The sequence below is a fragment of the Amycolatopsis sp. genome, from assembly GCF_035546795.1.
Classification (GTDB): Bacteria; Actinomycetota; Actinomycetes; order Mycobacteriales; family Pseudonocardiaceae; genus Amycolatopsis_E.
Map to the genome: position 1 here is coordinate 47,155 of NZ_DASZWC010000061.1, position 15,353 is coordinate 62,507.

Below are 15,353 nucleotides of genomic sequence, written 5' to 3' on the forward strand. Positions count from 1 at the left end.
CCCAAGGGCGTCAGCTCATGAACGAGTGATGTGCTCCGGGCGAACGGGCACGCGGGTGAGCGCCTGCCCGGTGGCCGCGCGGATCGCCGCGACGATCGCCGGGGTGCTGGAGATCGTCGGCGGTTCACCGACTCCGCGCAGCCCGTACGGGGCGTGCGGGTCGGCCAGTTCGAGTACGTCGATGCTCATCGCCGGCATGTCGAGCACGGTGGGGATCAGGTAGTCGGTGAACGACGGGTTGCGGATCCGGCCGCCCGCGGTCTGGATCTCCTCCATCACCGCGAGCCCGAGCCCCTGCGCGGAACCGCCCTGGATCTGGCCGAGCACCGCCTGCGGGTTCATCGCTTTGCCGACATCCTGCGCGCAGTCCAGCGAGACCACCTTCACCAGCCCGAGTTCGACGTCCACATCGACCACCGCACGGTGCGCGGCGAAGCCGTACTGCACGTGCGCGTTGCCGGCACCGGTCTCCGGGTCGAGGGTCTCGGTGGGCCGGTGCCGCCATTCCACCGTCTCGTCGATCGCTCCGGACCCCAGCACCTCCACCAGATCCGCGACCACACCATCCTTTGTGGACACCAGTTTCCCGCCGGCAAGGCTCAGTTCCCCCGTGGCACCCGGCACCTTCCCGAACAACGCCGACCGCACGGCCAGGCAGGCCGATCGCACCGCGCCGCCGGTGACGTACGTCTGCCGCGAGGCCGACGAAGAACCGGCGTTGCCGATCGAGGTGTCCATCGGCAGGATCGTCACCTGCTCCACGCCCAGCTCCGTGCGCACGATCTGCTGCAACACCGTCACCAGGCCCTGGCCGACTTCACACGCGGCCGTCTGCACCGTCGCCGCGGCTTCGCCGCCGACCACCTGCAGTCGCACCCGCGCGGTCGAGAAGTCGTCGAACCCCTCGGAGAAACAGACGTTCTTGATCCCGACCGCATAGCCGATGCCACGCACGACGCCTTCGCCGTGCGTCGTGTTGGACACCCCGCCGGGCAGCGTGCGCAGGTCGCGTTCGCCGCGCGGCAGCTCGGGCAGCGGCTTGTCCCGCACGCGCCGCAACAACTCCGCGACGGGCGCGGCCGAGTCCACGACCTGTCCCGTCGGCATCACGGAACCCTCGCTCATCGCGTTGCGCAGCCGGACTTCGACGGGGCCGAGCCCGCAGGCCGCGGCAAGTCTGTCCATTTGCGACTCATACGCGAACGCGGCCTGCACCGCACCGAAGCCACGCATCGCCCCGCACGGCGGGTTGTTCGTGTAGACGCCCCAGCAGTCGATCGACACGTTGGGCACGTCATACGGCCCGACCCCGAGCGTCGCCGCGTTCGCCACCACCGCCGGGGTCGAAGACGCGTAGGCGCCGCCGTCGAGGAAGATCCGCGCCTTGACGTAGACCAGCTTGCCGTCTTTGTCCGCGCCGTGCTCGTAGTGCAGCGTCGCCGGATGCCGGTGTACGTGGCCGTAGAAGGATTCCTCGCGGTTGTAGACCATCTTCACCGGCTTGCCGGTGTGCAGCGCCAGCAGACAGGCGTGTACCTGGATCGACAGATCCTCACGCCCACCGAAGGCGCCGCCGACCCCGCCGAGGGTCAGCCGGACCTTCTCCGCGGGGAGCCCGAGCGCGGCGACGATCTGCTGCTGGTCGATGTGCAGCCACTGCGTCGCCACATACAGGTCGATCCCGCCGTCCTCGGCCGGGATCGCCAGCCCCGACTCCGGGCCGAGGAACGCCTGGTCCTGCATCCCGACCTCGTACGACCCCGTAACGACCACTTCCGCGGAGACTTCGGGATCACCACGGCGAACGGGCACGTGCCGCAGCACATTGCCGCCGGGGTGCAGCGCGGGACTCTCGGCCGCCCGCTCGGCGTCGACGACCGGCTCCAGCTCCTCGTAGGTGACCTTGATGCGCTTCATCGCCCGGCGCGCCGTCTCCGGGTGGTCCGCCGCCACCAGCGCCACCGGCTCCCCCTGGTAACGCACCACATCCGCGGCGAGCACCGGCTGATCCTGGTGCTCCAGCCCGTACCTGTTCACCCCCGGCACGTCCTCGTGCGTCAGCACCGCGTAAACCCCTTGCACGGCAAGGGCTTCCGTGAGGTCGATACCGATGATGAGCGCGTACGGATGCGGGCTGCGCAGCGTCGCGCCCCAGATCATGTCCTCGTGCCACAGATCCGAGGAGTAGGCGAACTCACCACGCACCTTCACCGTGCCGTCCGGCCGGCGCGCGTTGCTGCCGACGCCGTTCGCGGTCCCGGTGGCCTGTTCCGTCGTGGTCATCGCAGTTTCCCGCTCGCCGCTCGCAGCTCACCGGCCACAGTGGACACGTCCGCCGTGCGGAGTTCCCCGTCCTCCACCACTTTCCGCCCGCCGACGAACAGCAGCTTCAGCGGCGGCGTCGCGCCGAGCACGAGCGCCGCGACCGGGTCCTCGATCCCCGCGTAGTTCAGCCCACCGAGATCCCACACGGCGAGGTCGGCGAGCTTGCCCGGCTCCAGCGAGCCCAGCTCGTTCTCCCGGCCGAGGCAGCGCGCCCCGCCCATGGTGCCCAGCCACAACGCCTCGCGGACGCCGAGCGCCGTCGGGCCGCCGCGTTGCCGCGCCTGCAAAAGCGCCTGGTGCAGCTCCTCGCCGAGACCACCGGACTCGTTCGACGCCGCCCCGTCCACGCCCAGCCCGACCGGAGCACCGGCGTCGAGCAGATCCCGGACCGGCGCGATTCCGGTGCCCAGCCGCCCGTTCGACGTCGGGCAGTGCGCCGAGCCGGTGCGCGTCGCACCGAACCGGCCGACCGCCGAAGGCGACAGGTGCACGGTGTGCGCCATCCACACGTCCTCGCCGAGCCAGCCCAGTTTGTCGGCGTACTCGGCCGGCGTGCAGCCGAACTCGGCGAGGCACTGTTCCTCCTCGTCGAGCGTCTCGGCGAGGTGGGTGTGCAGCCGGACGCCCTTGCGCCGGGCCAGTTCCGCGGCCCCGGTCATCAGCGCTTCGCTCACCGTGAACGGCGAGCACGGACCGGCCGCGATCCGGATCCGCGCGTCCGGGGCCGGGTCATGATGGGCGTCGATCGCCTGCTCGGTGCCGAGCAGGGCGGCTTCGGTCTCCTCCACCAGGTTGTCCGGCGGCAGACCACCGGCGGACTCCCCGCGATCCATGGAGCCGCGCACGAGATGCGCCCGCACGCCGATCCGGTGCGCGGCCGCCACCAGCGCCGCGACCTGATCCCCGCCCCGCCGCGGGAAAACGTAATGGTGATCGGCCACGGTCGTGCACCCGGTCAGCGCCAGCCGGGCCAAGCCCGCGCTCGCCGCCGCGTGCGTGATGTCCGTGTCCAGCCGTCGCCACACCGGGTACAGCGTGACGAGCCATTGGTAGAGCGTGGAATCGACGGCCAGGCCGCGGGTCGCCCACTGGTAGAGGTGGTGGTGCGTGTTGATCAGCCCGGGCGTGACCAGGCAACCGGTGGCGTCTATCCGCGCGTCGCCCTCGGCCCGCCCCTCGCCGACTGCGACGATCCGCCCGTCCTCGATCACCACGTGCCCGTCGCGGAATTCAGTGCCGTGTTCGTCCACAGTGGATATCGCCGCGTGCTCCAGTACGGTTTTCATCGGCCCGCCGCCATCCGGACCGCGTCCAGGATCTTCTCGTAACCGGTGCAGCGGCACAGGTTCCCGGCCAATGCCTCGCGGATCTCCTCATCGCTGGGGTCGGGCACCCGGCTGAGCAGATCGTGCGCCGCCACCACCAGCCCCGGGGTGCAGAACCCGCACTGCACCGCACCGGCGTCCACAAAGGACTGCTGCACCGGGTCGAGCCGGTCCCCGTCGGCGAGGCCCTCGACCGTGCGCACCACGCGCCCCTCGACCTGCCCGGCGGCGACCAGGCAGGCGCACACCGGCACGTCGTCGAGGTACACCGTGCAGGATCCGCATTCGCCCTGTTCACAGGCATTCTTCGAACCAGGGAGGCCGAGGCGCTCGCGTAGCACGTAGAGCAGGCTCTCGCCTTCCCACACGTCGTCGGCCTGCTTGGCCTCGCCGTTCACAATGACGTTCACGCGCATGCCTGGTCCCTTTCCAGCCGGTCCTGCCAAGCCCAGCCCAGCGCCCGCCGGGCCAGCACGGACAGGGCGTGCTTGCGGTATTCCGCCGTGCCACGCACGTCGTCGATCGGCTCCGCGGCCGCCGCGACCAGCTCGCCGAAGCGGCGCTTGAGCGAATCCGGCAGCGGCCGGCCCCACGGCAACTCCGTCAGCAGGAACTCCTCAGCGGCCGGGACCCGGCGCGGGGTGGGCGCCGCCGAGCCGATCGCGGCGCGCACCCGGCCCGGCCTCACGGCGATCGCGAACGAGCACACCGCGATCACCATCGCGTTGCGGGTACCGACCTTCGCGAACTGCTCCGCGGCATCCGACACGGGCAGGTGCACCGCGGTGATCAACTCGTCCTCCGCGAGTGCATTGCGCTTCACGCCGACGTAGAACTCCTCGGCCGGGATCAGCCGCGTGCCCCGCACCGACGCCGCTTCCACGCTCGCACCGGCGACCAGCAGCACCGGATGGGTGTCCCCGGCTGGCGAGGCCGCGCCCAGATTTCCCCCCACCGTGCCACGGTTGCGGATCTGCGGGGACCCGACCGTGCGCGCTGCCATCGCCAGCGCGGGCAGCCTGTCCCCCAGCTCCGCGATCAGCCGCGTGTACGGCACGCCGGCGCCGAGCCGGACACCGGAGTCCACAATGGACCATTCGGCCAGTTCGGTGACTCCACCGAGGTCGAGCAGGGCGGACGGGCGGCGGTGGTCGAAGTTCAGCTCCACCATCACGTCCGTGCCGCCCGCGATGGGCACCGCGCCGGGGCGCTCGGCCTTGAGGGCCAGCGCCTCGGCGAGGGTCTGGGGTCGCAGGAAGTCCACCCCGTCAGTAGACCGCCGTGGGCACGACCACGGCAACGTGAGCAAAGTACGAATCGGGCCCAGCTCAGGCCCACCCGTTCGTACTTTCCGACAAACGAGATGACGGCCGGGAAAACTATCCCCCGCCCGGCGCGTAGAACGAGGCGGTGCGTTCGGCGGCCGCGACCGCCCGTTCGTGCGTCTCGCCGGACTTTTCGTGCGCCGCGCCCCAGGCGGCGGCGCTGGTGCGCATGTAGTCCGCGGCCTCCGGCGAAGTGCCCCACCCAGGGTCGTTCCGCAGCCCGGCCAGCTGCACGCCGAGGCCGTAGATGGTCAGATCCCAGCCGACGCCCACCGCGCCCGGCCCGAACTGCTCCCAGTGCTCGTCTTCGGCCAGGTTCGAATGCTCCAGCTCGAACCTCGTGCCGCCCTCCACCGGGGTCAGCCGCACCTCCACCTCGCTCGGCGGCATTTCACCGAACACCCAGCTCACCCGCAGCACCCGCGGCGGGTCGCAGCGCAGGATCGTGCCGCCCGCGTTGCCCTCGATCTGATAGTGCCCACCGGGCCGGAGGTCGCCGGTCACCGGCATGAACCAGCGGGCGAGCCGCTCCGGGTCGGTGCAGGCCTCCCACACGTCCTCGACCTCGGCCACGTAACCGCGGCTGACCAGCACCGTCTGGCCGCGCACCTCGCGCGAGACGGCGTTGATCTCCTGTGCGATGTCCATCAGTTCTCCTTGTCACCGCGGGCACGTTTGCCCCTGGCGAGTTCCGTGCCCAGCGCGTCGAGGCGCTGTTCCCAGAACCCGCGGAAGTGGTCCAGCCAGGCATCGACCTCCCGCAGCGGCGCGCTGTCCACGGCGTACAACCGCCGCGCGCCCTCGGCTCGCACTTTCGCGAACCCGTTGTCCCGCAGCACCCGCAGATGCTGGGAAACGGCGGGCTGGGAGATCCCGAACTCGTGGGAGATGACGGTAGTCACCGCACCCGAAGACCGCTCACCGTCGGCGAGCAGCTCCAGGATCCGGCGGCGGACCGGGTCCCCGAGTACGTCGAACGCGTGCACGTTCGTCATCGTCTCAGCAGTGACTTATATAAGTCAAGGCTGAATACACTAGACTCGGCCGGTCATGACACTGGTGAGGACCCTGCTCGAGATCCCCGAACTGCGGCTGCGGCTCCGCACCGGTTCGGCGCTGCTCGGGCGCGAGGTCAGCCGCATCTACGTCACCGAACTGCCCGACCCGAGCCGGTATGTCTCGGCGGACGAAGTGGTGCTCACGGGGCTGCTCTGGTGGCGGCGCCCCGGTGACGGGGACGCGTTCGTGCGCGCCCTCGCCAAGTCGGGAGTGTCCGCGCTCGCAGCGTCGGGCGCGGACACCGGCGGGATCCCCGATGACGTGGTCCAGGCCTGTGCCCAGCACCGGATCCCGCTGCTCGAAGTGCCGGTGGACCTGTCGTTCGCGCTCATCACCGAGCGCGTGGTGCTGGCGCTGGCGGCGGATCGTGGACGGGAACCGAGCGAGGCCCGCAAACGCTTGCTGGGCATCGCGGACGCGCCGCTTCCGGTGCTGTTGCAGCACGGCGCCGACGAACTCGGCGCGCCGTGCTGGGTCCTGTCGGGCACCGGCAGGGTGGTCGGCGGGACGGCGCCCGACCCACCGCCCGTCGAATGGTTCCACCCTGAACGCGACCGCACGGTGCGCGAGGGATACACGTTGCTGCCCACCGGTGGCCGGTTCGCGGTGCCGTGGCTGCTCGCCGTGAAGTCCACCGAAACGGATGACCTCGCCGACGAGCTGGCCGGGCTCGTGAGTCTGGCCAGGGCGCGGGCGGAGCAGGTGCGCCGGATGGCCGACCGGGCGGCGGAACCGCTGATCCGGGCGCTCGCGCGCGGCGACTCGGCGCCCCTGTCGCAGCCAGTCCGCGTCGTGCTGGCGCAATCGCCGGGCGGCGGGCCGGAGCTGGCGGCGGAACTGCTCGACGAACTACTCGCGGACACGGCGGCATCGCTGGCCGTCGTGGATGAGGACGTATACGCCCTGGTCGATGCGGACGACTCCTGGCCGCCGGACTGGACGTCGGCCGCACGCACCGCATTGTCCACAGTGGACCAGTTCCTCGACGTGTCGCTCCTGGTCGGCGTCGGCGGCCCGGCGACAGCGGCCGGATTGCTAGGCGCGGCGGAAGAAGCGCGCTACGCGGTGGAAGTGGCCGCGCGGCGCGGCGACCGGATCGGCGTGGTGGCAGGTGAAGACATCGCGGTGCACCGGCTGCTGGTCGCCGGCACGCCCGACGAACTGCGGCGTTCGGTGCGGGACAGGGTGCTCGGCCCGCTGCTGGCCTACGACGCCGCACAGGGCACGGATCTGGTCCGCACCGTGCGGGTGTTCCTGGAGTGTTCGAGTTCCCCGACGGCGTCGGCGAAAGCGCTGCACATCCACGTGAACACCTTGCGATACCGGATAACGCGGGCCTCGGAGCTGCTGGGACTTGACCTGACGGACTTCACTACTCAAGTGGACGTATACCTCGCATTACAGGCATAGGAACCGATGCCGGTCACGCCGCGTCCGAGCAGTCGCCGTCGCACGAAAGGCCCGCACATGACTTACCCCGTCGCACCCGCTCCCGTCCGCCGCCGCCGGCCGCTGGTGGTGGTCGCGCTGGTCGCCGGACTGATCGTGGGCGGCGGCGCGGTCGGCCTCGGCTGGGCGCTGAGCGGCTCGTCCCCGGACAACACGGATGTCACGGCGGCTTGTGATGCGGTCGCGCGCACCGAGAGCATCGATCCGACCTCGCAGTACGCGGCCTACCTGCGCTGGGGCGGCGCCTCGTCGCTGGCCTCCGCCGCTGCCGAGGCCGATCCGCAGTACAAGCCCCTGGCCGACGCGCTGCGTGCGCCGCTCGACATCGTGGCGAGGACTTTCCAGGCTTCCGGCCCGCAGTACGACGCCGCCATCTCGGCCGCGCGGCAGGCTTGCACCAGCGTCTGATCAGGCCGTGCGGCGGGCGTAGGCGTCGAGGCGGGGCCGGGGCAACGGCATCTCCGACTCGTCGAGAGCGCCACAATCCAAGCCACGGCAAAGGAAACTCGCGAGCGCCTGCGCTGTCGCGGGCTCGTCGAGCACACCGCTGTCCGCAGCTGTCGCGTAGTCGTGCAGGCGCGCTGCTGCCGACGCGAGGCCGTCGCGGAAGAAGCCGTATGTGGCGGCGAAGCGCGTCGGCAATTGATGGGGATGCAGGTCCCAGCCCTGGTAGAAACCGCGCTCCAGCGAACGCCGCACGAGCCGCAGGTGTTCACGCCAGGCGTCGAGCACCGCGTCGCCGACAGGCAGCTTGTTCGTCGAGCCATCCGAGAGCCGCACGCCCGTCCCGGCTGCGCTGACCTGCATGAACGCCTTCGCGAAATCGGCCGCGGGATGCTCCATGCTCTGATATTCCGCGGCGATCCCGAGTCCCGCGCTGTAGTCGTACGTGCCGTAGTGCAGCCCGCTGCACCGGCCGTCGGCGGCGGAAATGATTCGTGGCACCGCGACCGCGCCGGAGATGTCCACAATGGACTGTGCCGTCTCGATCTGCACCTCGAACCGCAGCGCACGTTCGGGCAGGTCGTAGGCTTTTTCCAGCGCTGCCAGCACATCCGCGGCCACCGACACCTGCTCGACCGCGGTCACCTTCGGCAGCGTCACCACGAAACCCGGCGGCAGCCGGCCGTCGAGGCCCTGCAGGAACAGGTCCAGCGTGCGGATTCCGCGCCGGCGCGTCTTGGCCTCGAAGCTCTTGAACCGGATCCCCACGAACGGCGGGGTTTGTCCGATGGCCAGCGTCCGGCCGCACTCCAGCGCGGCCGCGTCCTCCACGTCGTCGCCGGGATTGCCGTAGCCGTCCTCGAAATCGATGCGGAGGTCCTCGATCGGCTCGACGGCGAGCTTCTGTCGCACGCGGTCCGCGATACCGGGGTCCAGCCCCAGCTCCTCACCGCGTTCGGCGAAGATCACGCGGGCCCGCTCGCCCCAGTCGGCGAGCAGCCCCGCGTGATAAGCGTGCGCCGGCACATAGACGGTGTGCACCGGCTGACGTCCGGCCGGCTCCCCCGGATACCGCGCCGCCACCTCTGCGTCCACTTCGGACAGACGGGCGTCGGCGGCGGCGTAGGTTTCCGGGGAGAGCCTGCCTGCCATCAGCTGATGCGCTCGTAGGCCGACAGCGTCAGGAAGTCGGGGTACTGCTCGGCGAGCGCGACCTCCTCGAACAGCTCCACGGCCGGGGCGAGCAGCTCGCCGGGAACCTCCCCGTCGAGCTCCTTGCGCACCTCGTCGAGCACCGACTGCACCTTCTCGCGGGTGACCTTCTCGCCGTTGTCGAGTGTGATGCCGTTCTGCACCCACTGCCACACCTGCGAACGTGAGATCTCCGCGGTGGCGGCGTCCTCCATCAGGTTGTGGATGCCCGCCGCGCCGTTGCCGCCGAGCCAGGACGCGATGTACCGCACGCCGACGTCGACCGCGGCGCGCAGACCGGCCGCGGTGGCCGAGCCCTCGGTGGCGGCGACGTCGAGCAGTTGCTCCGCCGTCACGTGCACGTCCTCGCGCTTACGGTCGAGCTGGTTCGGCTTGTCGCCGAGCACCTTGTCGAACTCCTCCCGGCACAGATCCACCATGCCCGGGTGCGCCACCCAGGAACCGTCGAAGCCGTCGGCGGCCTCGCGCGCCTTGTCGGCGTGCACCTTCTTCGAGGCGTTCTCGTTGACCTCGGGGTCCTTGCTCGGGATGAACGCCGCCATGCCGCCGATCGCGAACGCCCCGCGCTTGTGGCACGTGCGCACCAGCAACTCGGTGTACGCACGCATGAACGGCGCTGTCATCGTGACGCTGTTGCGGTCGGGCAGCACGAACTTCTCACCCGCGTCACGGAAGTACTTGATGATGCTGAACAGGTAGTCCCAGCGGCCGGCGTTGAGGCCCGAGGCGTGCTCGCGCAGTTCGTAGAGGATCTCCTCCATCTCGAACGCGGCCGGGATGGTCTCGATCAGCACCGTGGCGCGGATGGTGCCGTGCTCGATGCCCAGCTCCTTCTCTGCATGGGTGAACACGTCGTTCCACAGCCGGGCTTCGAGGTGGCTTTCCATCTTGGGCAGGTAGAAGTACGGGCCGGCGTCGTTCGCCAGCAGGGCGCGCACGTTGTGGAAGAAGTACAGCCCGAAGTCGACCAGCGCGCCGACGGCCTTGCGCCCGCCGAAGGTGAGGTTGCGCTCGTCAAGGTGCCAGCCTCGCGGGCGGACCACGATCGTCGCCAGCTCGGCGTCCTTCTTCAGCTCGTAGTGCTTGCCGTTACTGTCGAGCGTGATGTCGCCCCGGATCGCGTCGCGCAGGTTGACCTGGCCGCCGACCACGTTGCGCCAGTGCGGGGTGTTGGCGTCCTCGAAGTCGGCCAGCCACACCTTCGCGCCCGAGTTCAGCGCGTTGATGGTCATCTTGCGGTCGGTCGGACCGGTGATCTCGACCCGGCGGTCGCGCAGCGCGGGGGGCGCCACCGCGACCTGCCACTCCGACTCGCGGATCTCCTTGGTTTCCGGCAGGAAGTCCAGCTTGCCGGTGCGCTTGGCCTCCTCGCGGCGTTCACCACGGGCGGCGAGCAGCTCGTCACGGCGGGCGGCGAAGTTGTCGTGCAGTCCCGCCAGGAACTCCAGCGCCTCGCTGGTCAGGATCTCGTCGCCTCGCTCGACCGACCCGCCGAGCACCTGGGCTTCAGACATGCGGCAACACTCCAAAAAGACAGACCTATGGTTTCTACATGACGGACTATAGTTTCTGCATAGCGGAAGCTCAACGTGAGGAGACGCGGTGGCTGAGGAGAAAGCGGCCCGCGACGGGAGCGTGCAGTCGCTGCGGCGGGCATTCGAGCTGCTCGAACGGCTGGCCGACACGGGTGGCGAGGCGAGCCTGTCCGAGCTGGCGGCGTCCTCCGGGCTGCCGATGCCGACGATCCATCGGCTGATCCGCACCCTGGTGGCGCTGGGGTACGTGCGGCAGAACACCAACCGCAGGTACGCGCTGGGCGCGCGGCTGATCCGGCTGGGCGAGAACGCGAGTATGCAGTTCGGCACGTGGGCGCGGCCGCTGCTGGCGGAGCTGGTCGACGAGGTCGGCGAGACGGCGAACCTCGCGGTGCTGGAACGGGACGAGGTGGTCTACGTCGCGCAGGTCCCGTCGAAGCACTCGATGCGCATGTTCACCGAAGTCGGGCGGCGCGTGTTGCCGCACGGAACCGGTGTCGGCAAGGCGATCCTGTCGCAACTTCCCGCCGACGACGTGCGCGCGCTCGTGGCCCGGACCGGGATGCCGTCGTACACCGAACACACGGTCACCGACCCGGACGAACTGATCCGGCACCTGACGACGGTCGCCGCGCAGGGCTATGCCGTCGACGAGAGCGAGCAGGAACTGGGCGTGCGCTGTGTCGCCGTGCCGCTGACCGGCACACCAGCCCCGGCGGCGGTTTCGGTTTCGGGCCCGGAGGGACGGCTGACGAAGGAGGCCGTGTCGCGGATCGCCCCGGCTGTCCAGCGCATCGCTGCGACGCTGTCCGCGCATCTGGCGAGTGAGGATTTGAGCGCTTAGCTGATCGGCTGCCGGTCGACCTCGATGTGGGCGTTCCACTTCTTGCCCTCGACCTTGGTGATCACCGACGTGAGCCCGTACCGGCTGCCGTCCGATGCGGTGAGCACGCACCGGGTCGTCTGACCGACCGCTGCCTTGACCGCCCCAGGGCACTCGACCGACGCGGGCCGCGCACCAACGGCCGATGCCAGGGCGTCGGAGATCCCTCGCTCGTACTCGGTCTTGGCGATCATGTCGGCCGACGTGAAGACCTCGGCGTGCACGCTGCAGCCGGTGAGCGTCAGCACGGCCAGCGCTGACGCGGCGAAAAGCTTGCGGTACAAGGGTTCCCTCTCTAGGCCCACGCCGCGGCGGGGATGCGGTCGAGGATTTCGCAGCGCAGATCGAGGGCGGCGACCAGCTGTCCCGGTTCGCGATGGTCCGTGGTGGCGTCGAAGACATCGATCCGATCGGCGAGCAAGGTGAAGCCACGGAGGATCCGCGGATCCCGCAGCAGGAATTCCGCCAGGGCCGGGCTCAGCGCGGCCATGGCGAACCGCGGATCCGGTGACATGACGTCGAACCGCGCGTCGAACTCCGGGTAGCCGACGCGGACTTCTCCCCACAGCGCGTTGTTGACCATGCTCGCGATCGGCCCGGACCGGGTCACGCTCAACGTGGGGCGTGCGGCCGGCGTGGTCACGGCGATCCACTGCACCCTCTGGAACTCACCGTCGTAGTGGACGTCCAGCTGCGCGGCGACGAACGGCCGTCCCCGACGAAACCCGGTGATCACGTTCTTCGCCCTGCTGGCCCTCGGCGGCCGCAGCAAGGAACGGAACGGGTTGCGTTGCCAGCACTCCTGCTGCTGCCAGGTGTACAGCTCCGCCACCGAGTCGTCCCGCTCCGCGAACATCCATCCCTGCCGCGGCGACGCTTCCCGCAGGCGACCGAGGACGCCCGCTTCTTCCGCGTGGAACTGCCGGTTGAAGTGCAGCACCATCCAGGTGAGCCCGGCTCCCAGCAGAACCGTGCCGCCGACCGCGAGCGCGACGACCACCCCGACACTCACCGGCCGGGCCCGTCGTCGAACACGTTGAAGTCGTGGAAGAAGTCGTCCTCGTACACGGGTTGCGCCTGTCGTGCGGCCGACGGGTGTGCGACAGGACGCTGATCACCGAACAGACGCCGGTCGGAATCCAGGACCTGGTCGAGCAGCCCCGTGTCCCCGAGCCCGTCGCGAACGACCTCCGCCTGGCGCCGCGCCGCATCGGCTTGGGCCGCGGCGACAGTCTGCGCGACCACACCGCCCAGCGCGGACGGGTCGATCGCGCGGGTCTGGTCGGCGAAGGTGATCTCCTTGATCTCACCGCCGGGACCGGCGACCACTGTCACGGCCCGGTCCGGCGACATCGCCCGCCCGACCACCTTTTTGAGGTCACCGGACAATTTCCGGTAGGCCTCGCTGCTGCGCCGGTTGTCGGCCGCGGCGCTGTCGATCGCCTCGATCCGGCGCAGGAGCCTGCTCGCGTACTCGCTCATTCCGTCCCTTCCGGCTGGATCGTCGACAGGAACCGCTGGAACTCCTCGATCACGTCGGGATATTGCTCGGCCAATGAGCTCAGCACGATCTCCAGGACGGCATACCGCTCCGGGTTCCCCGTGTCCCGCATCCCGAGGAAGACCTGGAGCTGCACCAGCTGCTCGGGCTCGTCGTTCAGCCGGAGCGTCATCCGCACGGCCTGGGTCAGGCCGCGGCCGCCGTCGGTCTCCTTGCGCTTGCCCAGCTGCGCGTCCGGAGCACCCCGGCGGAGCCGTTCCACCGCGTCGTCGGCCAGCCGGGTCAGCGGCACGTTCGCGTCCTGCAACTCACCGGTGATCGTGATGTTCGGCGTGAAGCCCTTCGAGCCGGGCGGGCGCACCGCGACGAAGGCGGCCTGCCCGGCGTTGACCTGATCCGGGTCCACCGACCGCCAGCCCTCCGGCAGCGAGAACTGGATCGGCACCGGGATGGTGGTTGCCACGTTGTCTCCTTTTCCGTCAGAAGCCGAGGAAGTCGGCGACCGCGTCGGCCGCGTTTTCGATCCCGTGCGCGGCGTCGGACGCGAAGTCGCCGACGTCGTCGACGACGTCCTTGACAGTGTCGACGACCTCCTGCGGGTCGATCGCGACGTCGAAACCGACCGAGCCACCGATGCCGAGCGTCACACCGACCGAAGCACTGAGATGGAACTTGCCGTCGTCACCCATGCCGACCTGACCGCTCGCTTCGGCACCGAGGCCGGCCTGGACGGACGCGTGCACACCGGCGTTGACGCCCGCGACCTCGGCGCCACCCTCCACTTCGGCCTTCCCGCCGACGAAGGCTTCCACACCGCCTTGCGCCCCGGTCAGGCCGACGTTGCCGTGGACACCGGCCTCGGCGCCGACGATCGCATTGCCCGAACCCGAAACACCGGCATGGTCGCCGAGCTTGACGTCGCCTTCGGCGCTTCCCGTGGCCAGGTAGGCTTCCGCGTTCGCCTCACCGCTGATCGCCATCGAGCTGACGGTGGCACCTGCGGACGCACCCGCTCCGAACAGCGAGCCTTCGAGCTCGCCCGAGCCCGACCACGGACCGGATCCGAACCCGCCACCGATACCGCCGTGCAGCACGTCCACACCGGCAGCGGACTCCGATGTCCGCTCGTCGATGTCGAATCCGAGCGCTTGGAGGGTCTCACCGATCTTGTCGTGCAGCATCCCGTCGGACTCGTCGGTGGGGCCCCAGTGACCGCGATAGCTCCGGCCGCCGCGGACCCGCTGCCAGCCGCCTTTGTCGCCGTACTCCCGCTCTTCCTTCTTGAAGCCGCCGTAGCCGTCGGACTTCACGCCGAACGCCTCGGCCACCGAGTCACCCGTGGCGGCGAGGCGGCTCCGGGCGTTGTCCAGGACCTCCTGCGCCACCCGCGCCATTCCCTCGCCCGGGTCCCGGAAGGGCGTGAAAAGGCGCTCGGCGTCGGAGGCCTGCGACATCCGGGCGTAGTACTGCCCGAGCGCCGCCCGCGAGACGGCCTGGGCTGCGGTGTACAGCTCGATCGCGCGCTGGGCCTCGGACTGGGCCCAGACGAGGACGTCGGCGTAGTCGGCCAGTGCTTGGCCGCCTTGGGAGAGCAGGTCCGCGACGTCGAACCACTTCGGCGGTTCCTGCGCGAAGGCCGAGCGGAAAGTGTCGGCGGCTTCGCCGGTCCAGGTGGACGGGTCGGTGCCACGCAGGGTTTTGCCGATCGTGGCGAGCTTTTCGATATTTCCGATGACCTCGCGGAGATCGTTCGTGATCTGCTCCGGCTCGCCGGGGATCAGTTCTCTGGGGTCGGTCGTCTCCCCGAGTTCGGCCATCAGTAGTCCCGCCCGTCGTCGGGGTCGAGGGCGCTTCCGATGTCTCGCCGCGGGAACAGCTCGGCCGAACGCTTCGGGCTCATGAACCCGGTGCGCCCGCCGGTCCAGCCGCCGCCGACCATGCCCGTCTCGCCGACCGCGTCACCGATTCCCGACAGCGAACTGCCGCCACTGTCGTCGGCCTCGACGTAGGAGTTCGCGGCCTGCTTCAGGTTTTCGGCCTGCGTGTCCGCCGTGGTCTGGAGTTTCGAGACCCTGTCCCGCATATCCGCGAGGAATCCCGACCAGCCCTGCCGCACCCCGGCATGGCCGTAGTCACCGCCCGGCCCGTCCCACGACAGACCTCCGGCAGCGCCGACGGCATCGGTGATCGCGTTCGCAATCTGGCGCGATTCCTCCGGCACCGCGCCGAACCCGGTACTCATTACCTCCCCCAAAACAACTCTGAGCCCGCACACCGTGACCGGGTGCGGACTCA

At 69.9% G+C, this 15,353-nt stretch carries 17 protein-coding genes; 3 read left to right on the forward strand and 14 right to left on the reverse strand.

Annotated features, from left to right (window positions below; translation table 11 throughout):
- Positions 1-15 precede the first annotated feature (15 nt).
- From pucD to VHD82_RS31395, 6 genes are all read right to left on the reverse strand, one after another.
- Positions 16-2,283: a xanthine dehydrogenase subunit D gene (pucD, locus tag VHD82_RS31370; protein WP_325712221.1), complete on the reverse strand. Its 2,268-nt coding sequence runs from the start codon at positions 2,281-2,283 to the stop codon at positions 16-18.
- Complete coding sequence (locus VHD82_RS31375; RefSeq protein ID WP_325712223.1) at positions 2,280-3,611, reverse strand: 8-oxoguanine deaminase; 1,332 nt, start codon at positions 3,609-3,611, stop codon at positions 2,280-2,282. Before VHD82_RS31375 ends, pucD begins: the two co-directional genes overlap by 4 nt.
- Positions 3,608-4,066, reverse strand: coding sequence for a (2Fe-2S)-binding protein (locus VHD82_RS31380; protein ID WP_325712225.1), 459 nt, complete (start codon positions 4,064-4,066; stop codon positions 3,608-3,610). The genes VHD82_RS31375 and VHD82_RS31380 overlap by 4 nt, the downstream gene beginning before the upstream one ends.
- The gene (locus VHD82_RS31385) at positions 4,057-4,914 is read right to left on the reverse strand and encodes an FAD binding domain-containing protein (protein WP_325712226.1); all 858 of its coding nucleotides are present in this window, start codon (positions 4,912-4,914) and stop codon (positions 4,057-4,059) included. Before VHD82_RS31385 ends, VHD82_RS31380 begins: the two co-directional genes overlap by 10 nt.
- Positions 4,915-5,029: 115 nt before the next feature.
- Positions 5,030-5,623, reverse strand: coding sequence for an SRPBCC family protein (locus VHD82_RS31390; protein WP_325712227.1), 594 nt, complete (start codon positions 5,621-5,623; stop codon positions 5,030-5,032).
- Positions 5,623-5,961 carry a metalloregulator ArsR/SmtB family transcription factor gene (locus tag VHD82_RS31395; protein ID WP_325712311.1) on the reverse strand — a complete coding sequence of 113 codons (339 nt, stop codon included), beginning with the start codon at positions 5,959-5,961 and terminating at the stop codon, positions 5,623-5,625. The genes VHD82_RS31390 and VHD82_RS31395 overlap by 1 nt, the downstream gene beginning before the upstream one ends.
- A 64-nt stretch (positions 5,962-6,025) precedes the next feature.
- Here VHD82_RS31395 and VHD82_RS31400 point away from each other — a divergent pair, with 64 nt between their 5' ends.
- Together VHD82_RS31400 and VHD82_RS31405 are read left to right on the forward strand one after the other, a co-directional pair.
- The gene (locus VHD82_RS31400) at positions 6,026-7,444 is read left to right on the forward strand and encodes a PucR family transcriptional regulator (RefSeq protein WP_325712229.1); all 1,419 of its coding nucleotides are present in this window, start codon (positions 6,026-6,028) and stop codon (positions 7,442-7,444) included.
- A gap of 57 nt (positions 7,445-7,501) precedes the next feature.
- Positions 7,502-7,891 (forward strand): hypothetical protein, encoded by a 390-nt coding sequence (locus VHD82_RS31405; protein WP_325712230.1) that lies wholly within the window; start codon positions 7,502-7,504, stop codon positions 7,889-7,891.
- Here the strand turns inward: VHD82_RS31405 and VHD82_RS31410 are convergent, their stop codons facing one another.
- Positions 7,892-9,079: a DUF6986 family protein gene (locus VHD82_RS31410; RefSeq protein WP_325712232.1), complete on the reverse strand. Its 1,188-nt coding sequence runs from the start codon at positions 9,077-9,079 to the stop codon at positions 7,892-7,894.
- A complete protein-coding gene (aceB, locus tag VHD82_RS31415; RefSeq protein ID WP_325712234.1) occupies positions 9,079-10,653 on the reverse strand; it encodes a malate synthase A in 1,575 nt (524 codons plus the stop codon). The genes VHD82_RS31410 and aceB overlap by 1 nt, the downstream gene beginning before the upstream one ends.
- Positions 10,654-10,741: 88 nt before the next feature.
- On the opposite strand from aceB, the gene VHD82_RS31420 reads away from it, so the two are divergent.
- Positions 10,742-11,518 carry an IclR family transcriptional regulator gene (locus VHD82_RS31420; protein ID WP_325712236.1) on the forward strand — a complete coding sequence of 259 codons (777 nt, stop codon included), beginning with the start codon at positions 10,742-10,744 and terminating at the stop codon, positions 11,516-11,518.
- Here the strand turns inward: VHD82_RS31420 and VHD82_RS31425 are convergent.
- From VHD82_RS31425 to VHD82_RS31450, 6 genes are read right to left on the reverse strand one after another with little or no spacing between them, the layout of a single operon-like run.
- Complete coding sequence (locus VHD82_RS31425) at positions 11,515-11,841, reverse strand: DUF4333 domain-containing protein (RefSeq protein ID WP_325712238.1); 327 nt, start codon at positions 11,839-11,841, stop codon at positions 11,515-11,517. The genes VHD82_RS31420 and VHD82_RS31425 overlap by 4 nt on opposite strands.
- An 11-nt stretch (positions 11,842-11,852) precedes the next feature.
- A complete protein-coding gene (locus tag VHD82_RS31430; protein ID WP_325712240.1) occupies positions 11,853-12,569 on the reverse strand; it encodes a hypothetical protein in 717 nt (238 codons plus the stop codon).
- On the reverse strand, positions 12,566-13,039 hold the full coding sequence (locus tag VHD82_RS31435; protein ID WP_325712242.1) for a YbaB/EbfC family nucleoid-associated protein: 474 nt from the start codon (positions 13,037-13,039) through the stop codon (positions 12,566-12,568). The genes VHD82_RS31430 and VHD82_RS31435 overlap by 4 nt, the downstream gene beginning before the upstream one ends.
- Complete coding sequence (locus VHD82_RS31440) at positions 13,036-13,521, reverse strand: hypothetical protein (RefSeq protein ID WP_325712244.1); 486 nt, start codon at positions 13,519-13,521, stop codon at positions 13,036-13,038. Before VHD82_RS31440 ends, VHD82_RS31435 begins: the two co-directional genes overlap by 4 nt.
- 16 nt (positions 13,522-13,537) lie before the next feature.
- Positions 13,538-14,875 carry a putative T7SS-secreted protein gene (locus tag VHD82_RS31445; protein ID WP_325712246.1) on the reverse strand — a complete coding sequence of 446 codons (1,338 nt, stop codon included), beginning with the start codon at positions 14,873-14,875 and terminating at the stop codon, positions 13,538-13,540.
- Complete coding sequence (locus VHD82_RS31450) at positions 14,875-15,300, reverse strand: hypothetical protein (protein ID WP_325712248.1); 426 nt, start codon at positions 15,298-15,300, stop codon at positions 14,875-14,877. Before VHD82_RS31450 ends, VHD82_RS31445 begins: the two co-directional genes overlap by 1 nt.
- Between the last annotated feature and the right edge of the window lie 53 nt (positions 15,301-15,353).